A 23,246-nucleotide genomic window follows, 5' to 3' on the forward strand; every position below is an offset into this window, starting at 1 on the left:
GAAAATACGGCTATGGATAGGCATGCATAGACATACAGTTGACTGTGAGACACGACTGAACTAAGGCTATTTTGCGTAAATCCGACAATAACGAATAGATATTATGCTGCACATCATTGACGACGAAGAAGTAATCCGCGATGCCTTAAGCTGGCTTGCGCAATCACGCGCCATTCCCGCACTGAGTTATTCCAGCGCGCAACATTTTTTGGCATCACTCGACATCGCCACCAACGAAGCCGCCGCAATTGAAAAATTAACCAACGCTGCTGCCGCCATCGGCACGGCGAATTCCGGCTTACATAAAAGTGACGCACAGCCCCCCGAAGGCGATTGTCTGTTACTTGACGTTCGCATGCCTGGGATGAGCGGCCTGGCGTTGTTCGACGTATTGTCGGCCAGGAAACTCACGCAACGTTATCCAGTCATTTTTTTAACCGGCCACGGCGATGTTCCCATGGCAGTCGACACCCTCAAGCGCGGCGCTTTCGATTTTTTCGAAAAGCCCTTCAATGACAATAAATTGATGGACCGCGTACAAGAAGCTCTACAAACTTCACGCGCAGCAATCGCACGCAGCGTGATCGACAGCCGCCTCGCCAACCTATCCATCCGAGAGCGCGCAGTACTAGACTTAATCCTGATCGGCAAAATGAACAAAGTCATCGCCGACCAGCTTGGCATCAGCATGCGCACGGTAGAAGTCCACCGCGCCCATATTTTTGACAAAATGCATGTAAAGACAGCGGTGGAACTGGCGAGATTATTGAACTAGCTGGCTAACCTCATTACCAATTTCGAACTACCCACCACCGACCACCGACTCCTATAACAGCACTATCGCCGCCCGTGCAAATCAATCGCACCGAAATGCGGCGGTGCCAACATTGCCTGCGCCGAATTGACTGCACTACCGACGTCATGACCATTCTTTGCATACTGTCCAACCAGATCACAACCAAGACCCGCCGCATTACTCTTCTTGAGATGCAAATCCAGCAACGCGGCCGACTCCGCCCACAAATTGACCGCAGGAGGCCTGGCGCGCAGTTGTTCAAACTGCGCAACAACGGCATCAAAATTAAACTGCGGAATCTTCTGATTGGGCAGCGTATCAGTAGAACCGGCAGCATCAACGGTCGAATTGTCAGTCACCGTCTGCAAAGATAACGCGCGACGACCATCCACTTTCGTGAACCAATTATCAATAATTGCCTGCTGTTTCCGAGCCTTAGCCAACACCCGATCGCCCGCTTGTCCAAACAGCAAAGCAGCAGCGGCGATTCCCTCGCTAACATGCACAGCAACCACCTGCTTGCCTATGCTATCTGTTATCACTTTGTCGTCGTTATCTGCTTCGCTGCTAACGTCATCATTGTCAGCTTGACCGTTATCATCACTAACGTCAGCATGACTATACTGATCTGCATTCATAAAGCCCATGCTATCGGCAGCTTCGGGCAGGGCAATTGGATATGCTGAAAGTAATTCTGTCCCGGTCAATGTCTTGCCATCGGCAAACTGGAATTGATTGATTTGATAACTAGCGCCATTAAAATAATTAGCCACCGTGATGCTGTCACCGTTGCCGTAGTCGATAATCAGATCGTTCTTGACCCGTCGCAACCCGCTTAAAGCATCAGCACTGACGTCTGTGAATCGGATCACATCCGTGCGACCACCGCCCGAGTAATCAGTACCATAATCATAATTGTTGATCGTGTCGTGGCCGTCACCGCGACTTAACACATACGTATCATTGCCAGCGCCACCCTGCAGTTTGTCGTCGCCCTTGCCACCGGTCAGAATATCATTACCAGCGCCGCCGCTTAACGTATCCTTGCCAGCGCCGGTGGTCAGCGTATCGTTACCACTTCCACCGTCCAAGCGGTTATTACCTCCCCCCCCTTCCAGCACGTCATCGCCCGATTCGCCAATCAATGTATCGTTGCCGTCGCCTGCGAATAACCGGTCATTGCCGCTGCCACCATTCAGATAATTATTTCCAGTACCGCCATCGATGACGTCATCACCGCCAAAGCTATAAATCGTGTCATTACCGCCGCCTGCATAAATCGTCTCGCCACTATCAGAAAATCGCAGATTGTCATTATTGTCGGTCAGCATCACCGGATGCGTAGCCAGTATTTGTGCGCCGGTCCACACCTGACCATCAGCAAACCGGAACTGGTTGATTTGATAGTTCACGCCATCAAAATAGTTGCTGATCGTGAGACTGTCACCGCTTCCAAATTCGATGATCAGATCTGTATTGACAGTACGCAGACCGCGGATATCGCTGGCATTCATATCAGTAAAAATTACGACATCCGTGCGACCACCACCCGAGTAATCGGTACCATAATCATAGTTATCAATCGTGTCGTGTCCGTCACCGCGACTTAATATATAGGTGTCATTACCAAAACCACCCTTGAGCAAATCGTCACCCTTGCCACCGGTCAGAATGTCGTTACCAGCGCCGCCGCTTAACGTATCTTCGCCGCTACCGCTGGTCAGAATATCATTACCATCGCCACCGCTTAACGTATCCTTGCCAGCGCCGGTGGTCAGCGTATCGTTTCCACTTCCACCGTCTAATTGATTATTACCTTCGCCCCCTTCCAGCACGTCATCGCCCGATCCGCCAATCAATGTATCGTTGCCGTCGCCACCTAGCAAAGTGTCATTACCTTCGCCACCGTTGAGACGATCGTCACCAGCATTGCCACTAAGCGTGTCATCGCCATCGCCACCATTTAACGTATCGTCGCCCCCTCCTCCTAGCATCAAATCGTTACCTGCATAACCATATAAAGTATCATTCCTAAGGCCCCCAACAATTAGATCACTTTTCTTCGTACCATTCTTGTTCATAACGCTGCTCAGTTCAGCAAATAACTTTTGTATTTCAGGCGATGCATCCATTGTGGAGAGACCCAGCGCGATCATCTCCGCCCCGATCCAGATAAAATCCTGCATCGCACTTCCCGCTGCACGATTAAAGTCGATCAAATCGTACAACCCCTTTATGCCATCCGCCGCAATCGCTGCCTTGAAGTGTTTTTCCAGCGCACCATAATCCAAGTGCATCCCATCGGCATCCACCTTCAATGTAATCTGATCGATCAACGATTTAAAGCGTGTTTGCAACAATAACGAACCGTAGATCGATTCCTGCAATGCGTCATAAGCTAGATTGAGGCTGTTTACCTGTTCGGGATATAAACTAATCGTGATAGTCCCAGGCTGACCATTTTTGCCTTCCGCCATATTGAATCCGTTTAAACCATGACCAACAAAATTATGCATCGCAAAATAATATTGCCCGTTAAACGCTTCCAGAATATGCAGCTTCTTTTCCCACGCGGCAACGATGGCGCGACCGGCGGCGTCGTCAGTAATAACCTGACCGCCCAGCGATTGCCAGATCACCGTATAAGCACTGCCAGCGCGTTCTTGCAGGGTTTTGGTCATGCCGGATGTGTCGGCCCAATCGGACAGCAGTTGATCCAGCAAGCCGCGCTGTTCTTCTCGTGTGGTGGCGGCGCTGTAGTGTGCTAATACACTTTGTAGTGACGCGGACAAGCTGGCGGCTTCGCGCAGGTCGCGTACTTTGCCTGCGCCTTGCATATCGGGCAGGTCTTTGACGTTATCGGCAATCACGACTTCATCAGTAAACTCCCGATGGAAGGCGTCTTCCTCAAAATTTACGTCACCCATATTGCCGCTGCTGCCATCGGTTTTTGTGTACGTGCCTTGGTCGGCTAGCTGGTTGCCATTGGCGAGTGTTTGGTTGTGTGATTTTTTGTTGACGTTGAGGCTGGCGATGCCGAGTTGGTCCAGTGTGAATAATTCATTGGCTTGAGATATGCCATCCTGATTGAGATCACGCCAGACTTTGAGCTGGTTCCAGTTGGCGTCGTTTTTATCGATCTTGCCATCGTGGTTGGAATCCAGATCAGCCAGCGCACCGAAACCATCGCTGGCGGTGTGGCCGTTGTCGAGTTGGGTGGAATTGCCGAATAGTTCCGTGCCGTTATCGATCACGCCGTTGCCGTTGCGGTCCATGACGAGCAAGCCATCGTCAGCGCCGACCCAGCCTGTCGCGGTTTTAATACCGTCGTTGTTGTTGTCGAAGTAAATGTTGTTTTTGCTGCTGACGGTTTCGATGCCGTCTCCGTCTAGGTCGAGGACCAAGGGATCGCAGCGGTAGGTGCGGGAGTGGGTGAAACGGTCATTGATTTCTTGGCCTATTTTAGTGGCTGCATCGAATGCCTCTTCGTAATAATTGGAAGCTAAATACCCTCCAGCCACTCCAGCAATAACTCCTAGGGGTATTGCAAACGGTCCGATGAATGGCGCGCTTACGCCAGCGACAAAAACACCTACTGCTTCACCGAACGCATAACCAGCGCCCAGTGAGCCGACCATTTTTACCTGACTAGTAAGGTCACCACCAATAGAGTTTCTCAACGTATCTAAGAGAGTATCTGCAACCGTTTTTGCATCGTCACCAGTTTGTACAACTTTTCCTAAATGTTCCACTACGGGTACAGCATCCTTACCTATTCCTTTTGCAATGGCTTTGATTGCTGCTGGTGTAGCATCAATAACAACGATGCCGGATTTTGTAACAATGTAAGCAATACTCATTTTAGTTTCTCGCTAATTTTAATTCGATTGTTTATTGAGTTTTTTGACACACATGACAGCCGTGCAAAAACAGAAAAATAATAAAAATAATAAATTGCAAAATATATAAACAATTTCACTTTCTATTAATAATTGAAATCGAGATGTGCTGATATTTTTTGTTGTCGTCATCATCAAAATTAAACATAAGCACATCAACCATAATTTCTTCACCTTATCCAAATAGCTTTTCTCTTTGATGTTTTCCTTTAATTTTTTATAAAATTTACCGGTATTCAGAAAAATGTTTTCTCTTATAGAAAAACTCAAAAAAATTGCGCCAAAAAAAATAGAAATACAGAATAAATAATTTCTACAGGAAACCAATTGTGAGCAAACCTTAAGAAATGTCCCGTATAAAATACGTTGCAAAATCCCAGAAAAATGCACGTTCTTCCTATCAATAGAAGGGCTTTAGACATGATATTTTTTATGTCCATAAAACCGCCTCCCGATACTTTTCATTTACCTCATTACTAGGCCTAATCATGCCGCGACCTTGTTTATTTCGGCTCGTTGGTTTTGTCCACTTATTGCGGCGCTCAACAGGTGATCGTTAAATACTCCGCTTAACGCCGAAGCGCGTTGCGAGCTTTTTCCAAATTGATCTAGTCTGTTTCGAATAGCGTCAAAACTATCCAGATGCATTCCATCCACATCTATCTTTAATTCAATCTGATCAATCAACGACTTAAACCGTGTCTGCAATAACAGTGAACCGTAGATCGATTCCTGCAATGCGTCATAAGCTTGATTGAGGCTATTTACCTGTTCGGGATATAAACTAATCGTGATAGTCCCAGGCTGACCGTTTTTGCCTTCGACCATCTTGAAGCCGTTGTAACCCATGCCGGTCAGGTTATGCATCGCAAAATAATATTGCCCATTAAACGCTTCCAGAATATGCAGCTTCTTTTCCCACGCGGCAACGATGGCGCGACCGGCGGCGTCGTCGGTGATGACCTGACCGCCCAGCGATTTCCAGATCACGGTGTAAGCACTGCCAGCGCGTTCTTGCAGGGTTTTAGTCATGCCGGATGTGTCGGCCCAATCGGACAGCATTTGATCCAGCAAACCGCGTTGCTCTTCACGTGTGGTGGCCGCGCTGTAGTGTGCCAAAACGTCTTGCAGTGATGTCGACAAGCTGGCGGCTTCGCGCAGGTCGCGCACTTTGCCTGCGCCTTGCATATCGGGCAGGTCTTTCACGTTATCGGCAATCACGACCTCATCGGTGAATTCGCGATGGAAGGCGTCTTCTTCAAAATTAACGTCACCCATATTGCCGCTGCTGCCATCCGTTTTTGTATACGTGCCTTGGTCGGCTAACTGGTTGCCATTGGCGAGTGTTTGGTTATGTGATTTTTTGTTGACGTTGAGGCTGGCGATGCCGAGTTGGTCCAGTGTGAATAATTCATTGGCTTGAGAAATGCCATCCTGATTGAGATCACGCCAGACTTTGAGCTGGTTCCAGTTGGCGTCGTTTTTATCGATCTTGCCATCGTGGTTGGAATCCAGATCGGCCAGTGCGTCAAAACCATCGCTGGCGGTGTGGCCGTTGTCGAGGTGGGTGGAGTTGCCGAAGAGTTCCGTACCGTTGTCGATCACGCCGTTACCGTTGCGGTCCATGACGAGTAAGCCATCGTCAGCGCCGACCCAACCGGTCGCGGTTTTAATACCGTCGTTGTTGTTGTCGAAGTAAATGTTGTTTTTGCTGCCGACGGTTTCGATGCCGTCGCCGTCGAGGTCGAGGACTAAGGGATCGTAGCGGTAGGTGCGGGAGTGGGTGAAACGGTCATTGATTTCTTGGCCTAGTTTTGTCGATTCGTCGAATTGCCAATCATAAAGCTTTGATCCGATATATCCTCCAGCAACCCCTGCAACAACCCCCAGTGGTATTGCAAATGGCCCTATAAATGGCGCTGTCGCACCACCAACATAGACGCCTACCGCTTCACCGATTGCATAACCAGCACCTAATGAACCGACCATTTTTACCTGACTAGTAAAGTCTCCCCCAATAGAGTTTCTTAGCGTATCAAGAATGGTGTCCATCGCTGTTTTTGCATCATCACCTGTTTGTACTATTTTTCCTAAATGTTCTGCTACGGGCACAGCATCCTTCCCAATTCCTTTTGCAATGGCTTTGATGGCTGCGGGCGTAGCATCAATAACAACAATTCCGGATTTCGTGACAATGTAAGCAACACTCATTTAAGACCTTAGTTAATTTATTTAGACGAAATTTCAAATTTCTTGAAACAGATGGAGGTGATAGAAAGCCAGAACATTAATAGAAACAAAAAAGTGCTGAATAAATAGAAGGTGTAACTATTAGTGAACTGAAATCTAGATGTATGGCTGCCATCAATAGCCGTAGGAGCAACAAGTAAAAAAAACGAAATTAACCCCATTTTTTTTGCATTATCGAGATAGGTTTTATTTTCAACACTTTCTCTTAATTTTCTGTAAAACGTAGTTACATCTAAAGACTCGCGTTTACTCATTGAGAAGGTATCCAAGACCACGCCCACAAGAACGAAAATTACAGAAAAGAGAATCTCTACTGGGAACAAAGTATGAGAATTTCTTAGGAAATGCCCTATATAAAATACGTTACACAATCCAAGGAAAATGCATATTCTTCCTATTAATAAAAGTGCTCTGGACATGATATTTTTTATGTCCATAAAATCGCCTCCTGACACCCTATATTTGCTTCGTTACCATGCAGAGTCATGCAGCGACCTTGTTTTTCATTATTTCGGCTCTTTTATTTTTTCCACTTGTCGGGGCTTTTAACAGCCGGTCGTTAAACACTTTTCTTAAAGTCAGAACTGCATGGATGGGCATTGCAATAGACATAATTTATTCCTCGGACGATGACGCGATGGTGATGTTCTTTTTAATCAGGTCCGTGACGACTTGGTCTATTTTTATAAAGTCTTTTCCTATCGGTTTGGCTATCGTGTATTGCAAGTCGAAGTGATCATCGATTGTTCTGAGAGCTTTAAAACTAACGATAAATGGCAATGGATCTTTGATCGCGACGGGTTGTCCGTCTGCTGCCTGAAAGATGTAATACGTGCTGAGTGATTCCAACTCTTTCGGATTGCCTTGTTGATATCTGCGATAAATGCCGCGATTTTCTACGCGGTATTCGAGTCCTCGACGTGAGGGATCGAACTGATCGATCGCGTTTTTCTCCATATTTTCGGCGTCGTTAATTCGAGGAAAATCAGACACTGTTGTCCGGCTTAGATATATTTTTATCTCATCTTTTTTTGGTGCGCTTCCCTGTGTTATCGGCGCCATGTCTGGATAGTGGAAGGCAAAGGTAATCAGCTCTGTATTGGTGTTATTTGTTTCATATTTTTGAGGTAGTGTAAAAGTCGCTTTGCCGTCGCTTGAATGCAGTTGCCTCACTGTTTTATCCTCGCTGCAAGAGATAACTAAAGAAGCCGATACCGTCATTAGAAAAATGTGAAAGTAAGATCGTTTGCCTATCATCATGCTCACTACTCCTTGGTTGATTATGTCGATTACCCTGTTAACGTTTGATCATTTAAAACTTGCTTTGTGTCAAAGCGCATTGCACGCTTCAGTGGCGATGAATCGTGTTGCGAGCGGAACGCCATATACTCGTTGTTCACATTTTTATGGAACGTCGATTCCAATTGATTGCATCAAGATTGGATAGCGTGACTGCAATGGCAGAAAACGCTGTCATGAATTATTTTGGTGTCTATTTTATTTTTAATTATTTTCAATTCTACAAATGAAATTTCCAGATTGATACGAGACTATTCTCGAATTAACAGAGAAAATTCTACAAAATAAATTTATAAGGAAGATAACTCTCGGCGAAGATCGAGAATTCTCTTAGATGAATTTATTAGAATATTTATCGCTCTATTTATTGACATATTTTTTTATTTATTACGTGGTTTATCTCTCTCGCCCAGCCTCCTGAACGGCCTTCTGCACCGGCGATAACAGATATTCCAATACTGTCCGTTTGCCCTGCTGAATTTCTGCGACAACTTGCATGCCAGCGGTCATTTGTAATTGGTTGCCTTGCGGATCGACCAATATCTGATGCGCCAGTTTGATACGGGCTTTGTAGGTTGATCTGGCGTTGTTGCCGTCATCGCCGCTGGCATTGCCTGATGTACCAGTGGCGTTGGTGCTGCCCTTTTCGGGATCTGATGCGTCGGCGCTTAATCGTGTGACTGTGCCGGTCAACATGCCGTATTTTTGGAACGGGTAGGTAGCGAGTTTGATTTGCGCGGTTTGGCCGATTTGGACGAAGCCGACATCTTCGTTTTTGACAGATACATCGGCATACAATTGCTCGTCCTGCGGCACGAGCGTCATGATGACAGTGCCAGGTTGTACCACTGCGCCGACGGTTGTGGTGGCCAGATCGTTGATCACGCCATCTTGTGGAGCGCGCAGTTCCATCAATCCTTGTTTGTAAATGGATTTATCCAGGTTCGGTTGCAATTGTGCGAGTCGGGCGTGGATGTCGGCCAGTTCGGTTTGCAGGTCGGCGTGATAGGTGTCGTGTAACTGGGTGATCCTTTGCTGTTGGGCTGCGATGGTTGCGGCAAGCGAGGCGACGATTGACTGTTGCGCGTCTAGATCTCTGGCTTTTTCAATGGCGTCGCGCTGCTTCTCGTCGGCAGCCAGACCGCTGACAAAACCTTCTTTTTCTAGCTTGGCGTAGGCTTCTGCACTGCGTTGATACAGCGGTAATGTTTGTTTTAATTTAGCGGAAATCTGCACCGCACTGCGGTACTCGTGCGTGGCTTTGATGACCAGTGATTTCTCTTGATCCAGACTGCTTAGAAATGCTTGCCTGTGCGCCAAAAATTGACGCTGTACCTGCGCGTATAGCTGCGGATCGTCTCCTGCTTTGGATGCCATCGTTTGATCTGCCAGTTCGGCATTGATCCGACGAATCTGCATGCGCTGGATATCAATATCCTTGCTGACGCCGTTACGATCGGCGTTGGCCAGTGTGGTATCGAGTTGGGCTAATAGTTGACCGGCCTTGACGCTATGGCCTTCATTGACGAGTATTTTTTTGACGACGCCAGGTTCTGCCGGTTGCACGATCTTGACTAAGGTTTGCGGGACTAGCTTGCCTTCGGCGGTGGCAATAATGTCGAGTTTGCCGAACGCAGTCCAAATGATCAATATTAAAATAAGAATCGATACTGTCCATAGAACCAATCGCTTGATGTGGCTTGGCGCTTCGGCTTCGATCAAATGCAGAGGATCTTGCCAACGATTGGATGAAGGCAGCGCCATGATCGGGGCCATGTTTTGCGCGAGCTCCGACTGATCTGGTTTGCCCCACTTGTCTGATGATGTGGAATTATTTTTTGATGATGTCGAATTATTTTCTGATGCTGTATTGATGCTTGCATTCAGATTTGCATTGTCCGGTGGCGTGGATGGCATTAATTGCCTCCTTCTGTTGCTTGCAATATGGAATTACCAAGCACATTGCTTTCTGCGTCAGGGTTAACCAATTGCGCGCCGTTTGCGGTTAGGCTAAATACGGCGTCGACCTTCAGTCCCTGCGGTAAGCCATGTGTGATAAATAGCATCGTCACCTTGCCCTTGAGAGAGTTGATGGTCCGAGCAAATTGCTCTGCGGTAGGCGCATCGAGGGCGCTGGTGGCTTCGTCGAAGATGAGGATGGTTGGCTGCTTTAATAAGGCGCGGGCGATGGCAATACGTTGCTTTTGACCGCCGGAGAGGCCGGCGCCACGTTCGCCAATTTCGGTTTGATAGCCTTGCGGTAAGGCTTCGATGACGTGGTGAATTTCTGCCATTTTGCAGGCGGTGGTGATGGCCTCAAAATTAGCGTTGGGGCTGGCCATTTGTAGGTTCTCAAAGATAGTGCCGGAGAAGAGCGTGGTTTCCTGCGGCACGACGCCGAAGTAGCTACGCAGTTCGTTGGCCGCGAGATACCGGATATCGACGCCGTCAATCAGGATGCGACCAGCACTGGGTTGGTAGAAGCCTTGCAATAATTTTGCGAGCGTGCTTTTGCCGCAGCCTGATGGCCCCATAATGCCGATGGTTTGTCCTGGACGGATGGTCAGGGAGACGTTTTCATAGACGAGCGGAAGGTGATCGGCATAACGAAAAGCGATTTCGCCTATTTCGATTTCACCATGCCGTGCGGTGTCGCGTGCGGGGATGACTGAATAAGGTTCAATCGGCACGTTCATCAAATCGCCTAGCCGCGCTACCGATAGACTTGCTTGCTGAAATTGTTGCCACAGGCCGACCAGACGCAACATTGGTTGTGACAATTTGCCCGCAAACATCTGGAAGGCAACCAGCATCCCAATAGTGAATTCCTTTGAGTGCATGACGGTGTAGGCACCGATACCGAGGATCAACAGGCTAAGTAATTGCTCCAAAAAGTTGGCGGTGGTGTTGTAAGTATTGGCCAGTTGCTTGGTGGAGAAACCAGCTTGCAGATAACTGGCGAGATAACCGCTGTACTTGCTGTTGAGTTGCGGCTCTAGTTGTAATGATTTGACCGTTTCGAGGCCGGATACATATTCCGTCAGAAAGGCTTGATTGCGCGCCCCGAGTTGAAACTGTTGTTGCAGCCGTGTTTGAAACAACGGCGCTACAACAATACTTAGCCCGACGATTAACAATAAGACGGCCAACACAATCAGCGTCAAGGTAACGCTGTAGTGAAACATAATGGCGACAAAAATAAATAGAAATGGCAGATCCAGTATCAGCGTTACGGCTGCGCCAGAGATGAACTCGCGGATGGTTTCAATTCCGTGCAGACGCGCGGCAATGATGCCGGTCGGACGATGCTGAAAATACTGCGGCGGCAGTTTAAAAAGGCGTTCGAACACTGATGAACCCAATACCGCATCGACGCGGTTACCGGTATGTAATACCAGATATTGGCGCAACCACGATAAGACAGCCGAGAACAGCATAAAAATTGCCATGCCAATCGCAATCACGATCAGCGTGCTTTCTGTTCGGTGAACTACTACTTTATCGATGATGGTTTGCGTGAACAGCGGCGTTGCCAGTGCAATTAACTGGATCACCAGCGAGGCCAGCAATACTTCTTGCCACAATTTTTTGTGTTTGAGTAATTCAGGCACAAACCAGCTGAAGCCGAATGTGCGCGTTTGCCGCGCTTCGGTCTCGCTATCAATATCCGTACCGGGATCAGCTTGCACATTAATGCGGGTGAGAAAGCCGTGATACCGAAGTGAAAAATCTGCGGGCGACATCATGGTTGGTGATACCTCACCTTTTTCCAGTACCAAAAAACTGTCGGTATCGACTTCCAGGATGATGGCTGGTATCGCATCCGGCGCTTCTGGCGGTAGAACTGAAGTTGCGCTGTCTACGCTGTTTGGTGTGTTTGGCCTGCCTGCGATATCTGTCATCGCAATTGACACTTGGGTCATTGCCGATAGCAACGCAAGTTCGTTCGAATTGTTGCCCTCTGTTGGGGCGGCTTCGACTTGTAGAAAAGGGGATTTGGGTGTCAACCAAACGACGGTAGGTAGACATTCTTTGTCCACATCTGCGGTAACGCAGCGCGTTAGTTCCGCATCGAAGCCGTATAAAGCAATAGCCGCAACCATGGAATGAACGGTGTGTGGCGCGGCTAATTGTTGGATCGCTAATTCCATGGAAAAGGGCTTGCGATGAAGTACGCAGATTCCCTGTAAAGCCCAAAAAAATGCATTTGTATCGACCTTCTTATTACGCATAATGACGGCTTTTCTCTTTATGCCTATTTAAGGCATTATGTTGTTGGAAGTTGTGCTTTTATTACTTTTAGCAGTCGAGGCGTTGATAAACGCTTGCCGTCATTCAAATGGCATCAGACTCAACCTACGCTGGTGGCAAAATCAGCATTCCACGTGATCGCTCAGCGTGTTTCCGTGCGGGTTATTGAACCGGATCGGTAGAACTGAAGGTTTCAAGAATCGCATTAATGCTTTGGTTGTTAATTTAGACAGAGAGCCATTAATGAACGAAAAAAAAGACGCGAATAGCGGCCCATAACTGCTCAAAGCATTGCGTGATAGCGCGCAGTTACACTGCACGTAAGCCCGCACATCCGTCGCGCGGCTGTCCTTGTCCAGATTATTATTTTATTTTCATTAATCCTGTGCAATTCTACAAAGCGCGCTTGCGAATTGATATGAGACAATTCTTAAACTGAGATAAGAAATATCCAAAAATTCGGGCAGATTTTTATTGGCTATTTGAGCCAAGCCAAGAAGGTACAATTCGTACCATTGATATGGTTGGCATGCAGGTTTGATGGTGCTGGCTTTTGATATCGTTTGCTGCCTTTTTTTTGCTTTTTTTCTACCAATTTTTTGTCGTTGTACGCAATTTCATACTATTCATATTCATAATTTTTTGTGGCCAAGTGGGCTGACTCAAAATTTCATTTCACCGCACTTAACATCGAAATAACCATTTTTTCCATGTATATCATTAACCTGTTGCTCCCCGATTTCACCCTGATCCTGCTTGGCGTTATTTTGCGGCGGACGACCGATTGGGGCGATGCCTTCTGGACCGGTGCCGAGAAGTTGGTGTATTACCTGCTTTTTCCTGCTTTGCTGTTTTATTCCACCGCGCGTACCGTATTGCATTTCGATACCACCGGAAAAATGCTCATGGTGGGATTAACGGCGCTTGGTGTGGCGATCATCCTGACCTGGATCGGCAAGCCGTTTTTGAAAGCAACGCCGATGGATTATGAGTCGGGTATGCAAACCGGCTATCGCTTCAATTCCTATATGGCGTTGGCGCTGGCGTCACGTATGGCGGGGGAAGAAGGTACGGGATTGATGGCATTGTTGATCGGCTTTGGCGTGCCGCTGTGTAACCTGGCGGCGGTGCACTCGCTGGTGCATAAAAACGGCGGGTTGTTGAAGGAACTGGCAAGAAACCCTTTGTTGGTCGCCACGGCATGTGGCTTGTTATATAGCTTATCGGGTATGCCAATACCGGATGTCGCCGGTGCGGTCTTGTCGCGACTCGGCAATGCCGCGTTGGCAATTGGCTTATTGCTGGTCGGTGCAGGTTTGCGTCTTACTGGCGTGCGTCAGGCCAAGTTGATGACGGGATTTTTTCTTACAGTAAAATTACTGGCGCTACCGGCGGCAGCGTTGATACTTGGTCGCTGGGTGGGATTGGGGGCCTTGCAATTGCAAATAGTCGTGTTGTTCTGTGCATTGCCGACGGCATCAAGCGCTTATATTTTGGCAGCACGGCTTGGTGGCAACGGACCTTTGGTGGCGTTTTTGGTTTCTGCAGGAACGGTATTGTCGGCGCTGACTTTGCCGTTATGGCTGGGATTGCTGCACTATCGTTAATTACGCTGCATCTGCATCAGATTACAGTCCGTACTGCTGCAATGCCCATTCAACATGCTCGCGAATCAAGGCAGATGGATCGTCGGCACGGGTTTGTAAGGCAGCGATGATTTCTGATGCATTATGCGTTGTTATGGCCGTTGCGGCTGTATTACCCAATCCGATCGCAATATTACGCAACCATCGCTCGTGCCCTATCCTGCGAATCGGGCTGCCTTGTAAGCGCTCATTAAATTGGGCTTCGGTCCAGCTAAACAGCTCTACTAACGTGGCGTTATCGAGACCGTTACGTACATCAAAATCATTCAACGTGGACGGTTGAGCAAACTTATTCCACGGACAAAATAACTGACAATCATCACAGCCGTACACGCGGTTGCCGATCAAGGCTCGAAATTCCAGCGGAATGCTGCCTTTTAATTCTATTGTCAAATAGGAAATACAACGGCGTGCATCCAAAGTATAGGGCGCGATAATGGCCTTGGTCGGACACACGTCGATACAGGCGCTACATTGACCACAATGGGACGTGATCGGTGCATCCGTTGGGAGTGGCATATCCGTCAGCATCTCGCCTAGAAAAAATAACGAACCGGCTTCACGGTTCAACAGTAAGGTATGCTTTCCGCGCCAACCTAAACCCGCCTTTTGCGCTAGCGCGACCTCCATCACCGGTGCGGAGTCGGTAAATACACGATAACCAAAGGGACCAATTTCGGCGGTAATGCGATCTGCCAATTGCTGCAAGCGCGAACGTAACACCTTGTGATAGTCACGACCACGTGCATATAGCGATACCGTAGCCGACGTGGATGCACCGGGCTGAAGCCGATTTTTCTCACGCTGACGCCATGCGGCATCGCTATCTTGCGGCAAATAATCCATGCGCACGCTAATCGATCGAATGGTGCCCGGCACCAATTCTGCGGGTCGCGCACGCTTTAAACCGTGTGCTGCCATATAATCCATGTCACCGTGATATCCGAGCGCAAGCCAAGTCTCGAAGCCAGCTTCTTGTTGCGACAGATCGACATCCGTAATCCGCACGTCAGCAAAACCCAATTCGCGCCCCCACGCCTTGATGGTGGCGGCAAGCGCAACCATTGCGGTGGGGTTATGATCGCGTTTGATATCGTTATTGATATCGGTGCTGTTGTCGACGCTGTGATCGATGCCGTGATCGTTAAGATCAGCGCGATTCAAGGCGGTTTCAGTAAAATGCGGTAGAGACATCAGGACATCAACTCATCAATGACAGAGGACTATTTTACGAGATGCAAGACTTTACCTTTCATCTACATGACGAAGCAGGTACGTTTGCCCTTGGTGCTGCATTATCACGGGCGCTGGCACCGGGTCTGACGATTTATTTGCATGGGGACCTTGGGGCTGGCAAAACAGCACTGACCCGCGCCTTATTGCATGCTGCCGGTTATACCGGCCACGTCAAAAGCCCAACTTATACTTTGGTGGAACCTTATACCGTCAATATAAATCAACAAACGGTCGAAGTGATGCATTTTGACCTGTATCGCATGGGAAGTCCGGAAGAATTTCTAGAAGCCGGTTTCCGCGAGCATTTCAATGATTCCAATATTTGCATCGTTGAATGGCCCGAAAAAGCAGAAAATATTCTACCAACACCAGACATAAACGTCATTCTCAGCGTCTCAGGAGACGGGCGTGATGTAAAATTGTGCGGCGTAACCGATAAAGGTAATCAATGTCTCGCTCGACTGAAATTTGCACCAAACCTCTGAAGTCCAAAAGCCGCCGTACCATTCTCAAAGCAGGTGGAACGCTGCTTATTTCGGTTGTCGCGCCACTGACCTCGCAATCTGCACGGGCCGCACAAATTCTTGCGGTACGGGTCTGGCCTGCTGACGACTATACCCGCGTTACGCTGGAAAATGATGTCGAACTAAAAGCTACCCATTTTCTGGTGCAAAATCCTGCCCGAATGGTGGTCGATATCGAAGGGATTGAACTGAATCCGGCACTGAAAGAACTGGTCGCCAAAATTCAATCGAACGATCCTTATATTAAGCAGGTTCGGGTTGGTCAGAATCGACCAAATGTGGTCCGTCTGGTGTTTGACCTGAAAGATCAGGTCGTACCGCAGGTCTTTACGCTGGACCCAATCGGGAATTACAAATACCGTTTGGTGTTCGATTTGTATCCACTAGTGCCGCCCGATCCAATTGCCATGATGATCCAAAAAGGCGAATGGCCGACAGCGGAGCCGGGAGAGATCGTCCCGCCAGTAGCAGTCACCAAGCCAGTACCGGTGGTGCCACCGCCAGAACCGCCGGTGGCAAGGGTTGATCCCAAAGCGCAGAGAAAACTTGAGAAGTCGCCCACCATGACGCGGATGATCACCATTGCACTTGACCCCGGTCATGGCGGTGAAGATCCTGGCGCAACCGGTAGTCGCGGCAATCATGAAAAAGATATCGTGCTCGCCATCGCCAAGCGCCTTAAAGCCAAGATTGAACAGCAGCCTAATATGCGCGTAATGCTAACGCGTGACGCTGATTTCTTTGTGCCACTAGGTATGCGGGTGCAGAAGGCACGTAAAGTTCAGGCTGACTTATTTGTCTCGATCCATGCCGATGCTTTCGTGACACCCACTGCGCGTGGCTCGTCCGTTTTTGCATTGTCTGAAAAAGGTGCCACTTCGACCGCCGCCCGCTGGATGGCCAACCGAGAAAACGCCTCAGATTTGATTGGCGGGGTGAATATCAAAAGTCATGACAAGCAACTTGCGGGCGTTTTGCTCGATTTGTCTACCACTGCGCAAATCAATGACAGTATGAAACTTGCCAGCGCGGTCCTTGGTGAAATCGGCGGTATTAATAGGCTTCACAAAGGGTCGGTCGAACAAGCCGGTTTCGCAGTGCTTAAAGCGCCTGATATCCCAAGTATTCTGATTGAAACCGCCTTCATCTCAAACCCGGAAGAAGAAGCCAAACTGACCGACAACGCCTATCAGGACAAAATGGCCGACGCCATACTGACCGGCATTAAGAAGTATTTCTCGCACAATCCGCCACTGTCCAAGAACCAGATGACATAACTAGTATCTGCTCACCGCTTTTGGTGGCAATGTGCAGACATAAAAAAAGGGTATGGCGCAAACAAATGCGTCATACCTTTTTTTACATCTGATCCATCGCTCTGATGGCAGCAGATTACATCAGCATTAAAGCACCATAAATCTTAGGCTGTACAACAAGCTGCATTTTCAGCAGCCCTAAGCTTGCTGCCCTTTTAGCTTTTGATACAGTTTCCATATCGCACCCAAAACCACAGGGATCGCTGCTGCGCCGACGCCAAGCAATACAATCGTATTTAAATGATCACGAATGATTGGCATATTTCCAAAGAAATATCCCGCTGACACCAGACCGACGACCCATAACAAAGCGCCAGTGATGTTGAAAAACTGAAACTTTGAAAATGTCATCTTGGACACGCCAGCCACAAAGGGCGCGAAAGTGCGGACAATGGGGACGAAGCGCGACAAAATGATGGTTTTTCCGCCATGATGTTCATAAAACGCATGCGTCCTTTGTAAAGCCTTTTGGTCCAGCCATCGATAATCGTGGGAGTAGACTTTCTCCCCGATCTTGCTACCGATCCAATAATTCAGCGTATTACCAGTGGTCGCCGCGATGATCAGCAAACCCATCAATAGCCAAATATTCATTTCGCCCATCGCGCAAAATGCACCGCCGATAAACAGCAATGTATCGCCAGGCAAAAATGGGAATACAACCAATCCTGTTTCACAAAAGACAATTAAAAATAACACCATATAGATTAAGGTGCCGTATTCCTTAATCAAGAATCCTAAGGATTTGTCAACGTGCAGAATCACGTCGATGAATTGCATAAAGTCCATAACTCTCCTAATGGTTGCGCGAAATAATACACTACACGGTTAGCCGAAAAAGCCAATGTCACTAAAAAAAATCACACACGGATTACCAGTAGACGACCGTTCATGCGCGAAACGATCGTAAATCAACGAAAATCATAAAACGCTCTTGCCGGTCTGTGCCGGTCAAAAGTAGTGCTTATACAAAACTTCCCCACCAGTACCACCTGACGACGGCCTTAATAAGGTGGTCGTCAGGTGCGCCACCGCTTGAGCGGTCTTGCGTCCATCCTAAAAAATAGAGATACCTTACTCCAGACAAGAATCAAGCTTCAGGGTTCGGTATAATCTGTAAATGAATGCTCCATTGCCCTCCTTTCGTGCTATCCAGGCTCTTCCTGACAACCTTATTTCGCAGATTGCTGCCGGAGAGGTGGTGGAACGACCATCTGCGGTTGTTAAAGAACTACTAGAGAATGCGCTCGATGCTGGCGCAACCCAGATCACCGTCCGGCTCGAACAAGGTGGCATAAAACGCATTTCCATTACCGATAACGGCCGCGGCATCTCTCCAGAGCAGTTGCCGCTCGCGCTGGCACGCCACGCCACTTCAAAAATAACATCCCTACACGATCTTGAGAATGTAGCAACCCTGGGTTTTCGCGGCGAAGCACTGGCCTCCATCGCCTCGGTTTCGCAGATGACTTTCACTTCCCGCACTGCCGATGCCGCCCATGCTTGCGAAATCGACGGTAGTACGCTCGTCGTCACACCGTCGTCCGGCGGCCAAGGCAGCACGGTCAATGTCCAGGATTTGTATTTCAATACACCTGCACGCCGCAAATTTTTAAAATCCGACCAGACCGAATACGGCCATTGTGCTGAAGTGGTCCGCCGCATTGCGTTGTCACGGCCAGATGTTGCGTTTTCACTATCGCACAATGGTAAAACCGTCGATCACTGGCTAGCCACCGAAAGTGCCAAACGCAGCGCCAGCATACTTGGCACCGAATTTGCCGAAGCCAGATTGCCGCTAGACGAAAGCGCCGGCACCTTACGCTTATATGGCTTCGTCGGACTTCCGACCGCCTCCAAAGCGCGTGGCGATTCGCAGTATTTTTATGTTAATGGCCGCTTCGTGCGCGATAAAGTACTCATGCATGCGGTCCGTGCAGCTTATCAAGACGTACTGCATGGCGATCGCTTTCCAACGTATGTACTGGCATTGGATCTGGACCCGTCGCTGGTAGACGTCAATGTCCACCCATCCAAAATTGAGGTGCGCTTTCGCGATAGCCGGTCGATCCACCAATTCATTTATCACGCGGTCAATCGCGCGTTAGCGCTCACTTCTGCGACATCCTTTGGCACCACGCCAGCGCCGATACCCGCGCCCAGTGGCGCGATGCCGTGGATGCGTGGCTCCGCCGAACACTTACAAGCTATTTTGCAGCCACAACCGCATCAACAGACCACATTTGGTGGGCAATTTAGAGGAAATACTTATCCCGGCGTAGCACAGTCACCGACCCAATACGGCGCCTTGTTTAATCAAGCCACACCAACAAACCCCTCCGCGGCGCTGGGTGTTGGTATGCCTGATGCCCACCAGACCAACGCGAACGATGAATTCCCGCTCGGCTTCGCATTGGCCCAATTACACGGCATTTACATCCTCGCGCAAAATGCCAAAGGTTTAGTGTTAGTGGATATGCATGCCGCGCATGAGCGCATTTTGTACGAGCAACTCAAAGATGCATTGGACGAAAACGCCATGCAAGTTCAGCCGTTACTGATTCCTGTGACGTTTTTTGCAGATGACGTGGAAGTCGGCACGGTTGAAGAAAATCAGGAAATCCTGAAATCGCTAGGATTCGACATTGCCGCAATGTCGCCGACAACGCTGGCTGTGCGTGCCGTTCCCGCGCTATTAAAAAATGCCGATGCCCAAACGCTTGCGCGAGATGTGCTGCGGGATGTCCGCGAATTTGGCGGCTCAAGAGTATTGGTAGAACGCCGCAATGCATTGCTCGGCACTCTCGCTTGTCACACAGCGGTGCGTGCCAACCGACATTTGACCGTGCCAGAAATGAACGCCCTACTACGCCAAATGGAAGCCACCGACCGCGCCGACCAATGCAATCATGGTCGTCCGACATGGAGCCAACTGGCAATGTCCGACCTCGATAAACTCTTTTTGCGTGGGCAATAACTGCAATAAGCCGGAATAGTATCGATCAACGAGAAGCGCAATGTGTGTAATCCGCCCAAAAGTCATGGCCGCCAATGACCCTCGACTGAATACGATCAGTACCTAATATTCAAGTCAAGCTCAGGTCGACTTCACGTAAAATTCACGCAATCATCAATTTTGCTCCGACGCTTGCCACCATGCAAAGACCCGGACAAACAAATACCGGAGTGATGACGGAACGGTAGCGCTATGCGCGGCCTGAACCAGCACAATAACGTAAGCCAAAAACTGATAACCGCATGAATCAATCCGCACCAAAACGCCCGCTCGTAATCGCCATCATGGGCCCCACTGCCTCCGGCAAAACTGCAGCCGCGCTCGAGATCGCCCGTCACATTCCGTCCGAAATTATCTCGGTCGACTCCGCGCTGGTCTATCGCGGCATGGACATCGGCACCGCCAAACCAACCCCCGCCGAACGCGCCGCTGCGCCGCACCACCTCATTGATATCATTGACCCGACGCAATCGTATTCGGCCATGCAATTTTGCGACGACACGCTGGCTTTGATCGAACAAATACACGCCCGCGGCAAGCTCGCCCTCATGGTCGGCGGCACCATGCTCTACTTCAAAGCTCTGCGCGATGGCCTAGATACACTGCCGCAAGCCGATCCCGCACTACGCGCCCGCTTAGACGCCGAAGCCGCAATTATCGGCGTGCCAGGAATGCACGCCAAGTTAGCGCTACTCGACCCGCTCACCGCAGAGCGCCTCAAACCCAACGACAGCCAACGCATCCAACGCGCCCTTGAAATTATCGAACTCAGCGGTCATACCATGTCATCGCTACTGACCAACAAACCGCCCCCGCAACTTCCGTTCGATGTATTGCCGATCGCGCTGGAACCGTCCGACCGCAGCGTACTGCACAGCCGCATCACCCAACGCTTCGATATGATGCTTGACAGCAACGACGGCGGACTCGTCGCCGAAGTCGAATCCCTACGCGCCCGTGGCGACCTGCATCTAGGCTTGCCATCGATGCGCTGCGTCGGCTATCGCCAAACCTGGGAATATCTCGACGGCCAATACGATTTCAACGAAATGCGCGAAAAAGGCATCGTCGCCACCCGCCAACTAGCCAAACGTCAACTCACCTGGCTTCGCGCAATGCCCGACCGCATCATCATCGATTGCATCGGTAATAATGTTGCCAATACGGTATTGGATACCGTTATCCAGGCTCAGGATCAAAACCAGCCAAAATAAAGCGAAAATCATCAAAATCAGCCCCCAATTCGCTTGACAACAATTGGAGTGATAGATCATACTAGCGGGCTTCTTTGGTGATATAGCTCAGTTGGTTAGAGCACAGCACTCATAATGCTGGGGTCGGTGGTTCAAATCCACCTATCACCACCAAATTGTTCTAATAAATCAAAGGGTTAGCCTAATTCGCTGACCCTTATTTATTTCTGCTGTGACAAAATTGTGTCATTGAGCAGATTGTCCACCACCCGAGCGTGTGTCGCGAACTGTTCCGGTGCCAAGTGCGCATAGCGTCTCACCATCTCTGGTGATTCCCAGGCACCCATTTCCTGAATCACGTTCAACGGTACGCCTTGCTGCGTCAACCAGCTCGCCCAGGTATGCCGTAAATCGTGCCATCGGAAATTCTCGATTCCGGCACGTACTAGTGCAGCCCGCCACGCTTTCGTATTAACCTGTATGACTGGCTTACCTTTGTACGTAAAAACATACAAGTTGTGTTTGCCAATCTGTTTGGTCAATACTTTTAACGCTGTTTCATTGAGCGATATATGAATGGGCTTTCCACCTTTTGCCTGATCACCGTGAATCCAGGCTACTCGTCGGGCCAGGTCAACCTGCGACCATTCCATGCGAGTAACGTTAGATCTTCGTAATCCGGTTGCCAGTGAAAACTTGGTCATATCTGCTAAATGCTCGGGCAACTCACTTAAAAGCGCGTTTGCTTGGATCGGAGTCAGATAACGTATTCGGATCTTTTGAACCTGATACATTCTGATGACCGGTGGTTTATCAATCCACTCCCAATCAAACGCAGCACGCCGTAAAATTGCGCGAATTAAGGCCAGAAATCGATTAGCCGTTGCTGGACTGGTTTCAATACTTTTGAGTTCCGCGATCTGAGCAACCACATCCCGGGTTATCTCATCAAGCAAACGCCCCCTCAAATGTTGCTGAAACCATTTAATTCTGCACACGTCGTCGAGATGCGACTTTTTGTGCCGGGTTTCCATTAACCATTTGTAAGCAGCTTCGTCCCAAGTCCGTTTCGGCTTATCCCCTAACTTCAATACACGCCATCCTTCAGCTTTTAGCTTGTCGTGCAGCTCCTGCGCTTCAGCTTTGACTTCTGTTTCAGCAGAGCGTCTAACTCGCTCTCCTGAAGGTGTGGTGAAGCTGATCCACCACGTACTACCGCGTTTATAGAGCGACATAGTTCATCCTTTTTCTGTGTCACTTGCAACGCTTGCCGAGGTTGAGGATATAACGAGCGCACGTATTCAGCAAGATCTTGTCTTATATAGACCCAACATTTACCTACTTTGGTACAAGGAATTTGTTCTGCCGTCGAAATATTCGTCTACGTTCAATGCGCAGGGAACATTGGATTGACCATACTTGTGCGTCAATTTTTTGGCATTAAGTGCCTTAAACTGGAACAGAGATGGTGGCGAATATTCCGTGCCATTCCAGTGCGAGGCAGAAAATAATATAAAACTCATGCTGGGACATTGTCTCCTGCATCCGGCAAGTGAGAATGCTGGCTATCTCGATGTAGCAGGGATCATTGCAAAACGCGAATTCCCTTGGTATTTCGTCAGGAGCGAAAGGGTGGGAATTCAAAGGCAGAAAAATGGTTTGAAACTCTTGGCCATCATGTAATGTTCATTGCCGTTCAAGAGGCTAAATGGGAAAGTGGAATGTAGTTCGCATAAAACTTCTACTCTGAAAGGTCGATTCCTTATTTGGCGTGAGGGAGAAAGGCGGCCGTAAAAAAATCTCCCACCTCCATTGCCTGC

Annotated in this window: 15 protein-coding genes and 1 tRNA gene; 8 read left to right on the forward strand and 8 right to left on the reverse strand. The window is 48.9% G+C overall.

Annotated elements, in window-relative coordinates; all coding sequences use genetic code 11:
* Positions 1-103 precede the first annotated feature (103 nt).
* Positions 104-775: a response regulator transcription factor gene (locus RGU75_RS02050; RefSeq protein ID WP_322232586.1), complete on the forward strand. Its 672-nt coding sequence runs from the start codon at positions 104-106 to the stop codon at positions 773-775.
* A 62-nt stretch (positions 776-837) separates the two neighbouring features.
* Here RGU75_RS02050 and RGU75_RS02055 read toward each other — a convergent pair whose 3' ends face one another.
* From RGU75_RS02055 to RGU75_RS02075, 5 genes are all read right to left on the reverse strand, one after another.
* Positions 838-4,656, reverse strand: a complete 3,819-nt coding sequence (locus RGU75_RS02055) for a calcium-binding protein (protein ID WP_322232587.1) — start codon at positions 4,654-4,656, stop codon at positions 838-840.
* A gap of 525 nt (positions 4,657-5,181) precedes the next feature.
* Positions 5,182-6,906 (reverse strand): hypothetical protein, encoded by a 1,725-nt coding sequence (locus RGU75_RS02060; RefSeq protein WP_322232588.1) that lies wholly within the window; start codon positions 6,904-6,906, stop codon positions 5,182-5,184.
* 654 nt (positions 6,907-7,560) lie between these two features.
* On the reverse strand, positions 7,561-8,211 hold the full coding sequence (locus RGU75_RS02065) for a hypothetical protein (RefSeq protein ID WP_322232589.1): 651 nt from the start codon (positions 8,209-8,211) through the stop codon (positions 7,561-7,563).
* A 429-nt stretch (positions 8,212-8,640) separates the two neighbouring features.
* Positions 8,641-10,161 (reverse strand): HlyD family type I secretion periplasmic adaptor subunit, encoded by a 1,521-nt coding sequence (locus tag RGU75_RS02070; protein ID WP_322232590.1) that lies wholly within the window; start codon positions 10,159-10,161, stop codon positions 8,641-8,643.
* Entirely contained in the window at positions 10,161-12,476 is a 2,316-nt protein-coding gene (locus RGU75_RS02075; protein ID WP_322232591.1) for a peptidase domain-containing ABC transporter, read from the reverse strand. Before RGU75_RS02075 ends, RGU75_RS02070 begins: the two co-directional genes overlap by 1 nt.
* A gap of 729 nt (positions 12,477-13,205) precedes the next feature.
* Between RGU75_RS02075 and RGU75_RS02080 the strand changes: the two genes are divergently transcribed.
* On the forward strand, positions 13,206-14,102 hold the full coding sequence (locus RGU75_RS02080; RefSeq protein ID WP_322232592.1) for an AEC family transporter: 897 nt from the start codon (positions 13,206-13,208) through the stop codon (positions 14,100-14,102).
* Between the two features lie 21 nt (positions 14,103-14,123).
* Here RGU75_RS02080 and queG read toward each other — a convergent pair whose 3' ends face one another.
* Entirely contained in the window at positions 14,124-15,206 is a 1,083-nt protein-coding gene (queG, locus tag RGU75_RS02085) for a tRNA epoxyqueuosine(34) reductase QueG (protein WP_322240171.1), read from the reverse strand.
* Between the two features lie 170 nt (positions 15,207-15,376).
* On the opposite strand from queG, the gene tsaE reads away from it, so the two are divergent.
* Together tsaE and RGU75_RS02095 are read left to right on the forward strand one after the other, a co-directional pair.
* Positions 15,377-15,862, forward strand: a complete 486-nt coding sequence (gene tsaE, locus RGU75_RS02090; RefSeq protein ID WP_322232593.1) for a tRNA (adenosine(37)-N6)-threonylcarbamoyltransferase complex ATPase subunit type 1 TsaE — start codon at positions 15,377-15,379, stop codon at positions 15,860-15,862.
* On the forward strand, positions 15,826-17,178 hold the full coding sequence (locus tag RGU75_RS02095) for an N-acetylmuramoyl-L-alanine amidase (RefSeq protein ID WP_322232594.1): 1,353 nt from the start codon (positions 15,826-15,828) through the stop codon (positions 17,176-17,178). Before tsaE ends, RGU75_RS02095 begins: the two co-directional genes overlap by 37 nt.
* A 177-nt stretch (positions 17,179-17,355) precedes the next feature.
* On the opposite strand, the gene RGU75_RS02100 is transcribed toward RGU75_RS02095, so the two are convergent.
* Entirely contained in the window at positions 17,356-18,006 is a 651-nt protein-coding gene (locus RGU75_RS02100; RefSeq protein ID WP_322232595.1) for a VTT domain-containing protein, read from the reverse strand.
* Positions 18,007-18,337: 331 nt separating this feature from the next.
* On the opposite strand from RGU75_RS02100, the gene mutL reads away from it, so the two are divergent.
* The 3 genes from mutL to RGU75_RS02115 all read left to right on the forward strand — a co-directional run bounded on the left by mutL (position 18,338) and on the right by RGU75_RS02115 (position 21,600).
* Entirely contained in the window at positions 18,338-20,194 is a 1,857-nt protein-coding gene (mutL, locus tag RGU75_RS02105; RefSeq protein ID WP_322232596.1) for a DNA mismatch repair endonuclease MutL, read from the forward strand.
* 281 nt (positions 20,195-20,475) lie between these two features.
* Complete coding sequence (miaA, locus tag RGU75_RS02110) at positions 20,476-21,447, forward strand: tRNA (adenosine(37)-N6)-dimethylallyltransferase MiaA (RefSeq protein WP_322232597.1); 972 nt, start codon at positions 20,476-20,478, stop codon at positions 21,445-21,447.
* A 76-nt stretch (positions 21,448-21,523) separates the two neighbouring features.
* Positions 21,524-21,600: transfer RNA gene (locus RGU75_RS02115), tRNA-Met, on the forward strand.
* A gap of 47 nt (positions 21,601-21,647) precedes the next feature.
* Here RGU75_RS02115 and RGU75_RS02120 read toward each other — a convergent pair.
* The gene (locus RGU75_RS02120; RefSeq protein ID WP_322232598.1) at positions 21,648-22,661 is read right to left on the reverse strand and encodes a site-specific integrase; all 1,014 of its coding nucleotides are present in this window, start codon (positions 22,659-22,661) and stop codon (positions 21,648-21,650) included.
* A 184-nt stretch (positions 22,662-22,845) separates the two neighbouring features.
* On the opposite strand from RGU75_RS02120, the gene RGU75_RS02125 reads away from it, so the two are divergent.
* Positions 22,846-23,109, forward strand: a complete 264-nt coding sequence (locus RGU75_RS02125) for a hypothetical protein (RefSeq protein ID WP_322232599.1) — start codon at positions 22,846-22,848, stop codon at positions 23,107-23,109.
* Positions 23,110-23,246: the final 137 nt, after the last annotated feature.

It is taken from the genome of Glaciimonas sp. CA11.2 (assembly GCF_034314045.1).
Lineage (GTDB): Bacteria > Pseudomonadota > Gammaproteobacteria > Burkholderiales > Burkholderiaceae_D > Glaciimonas.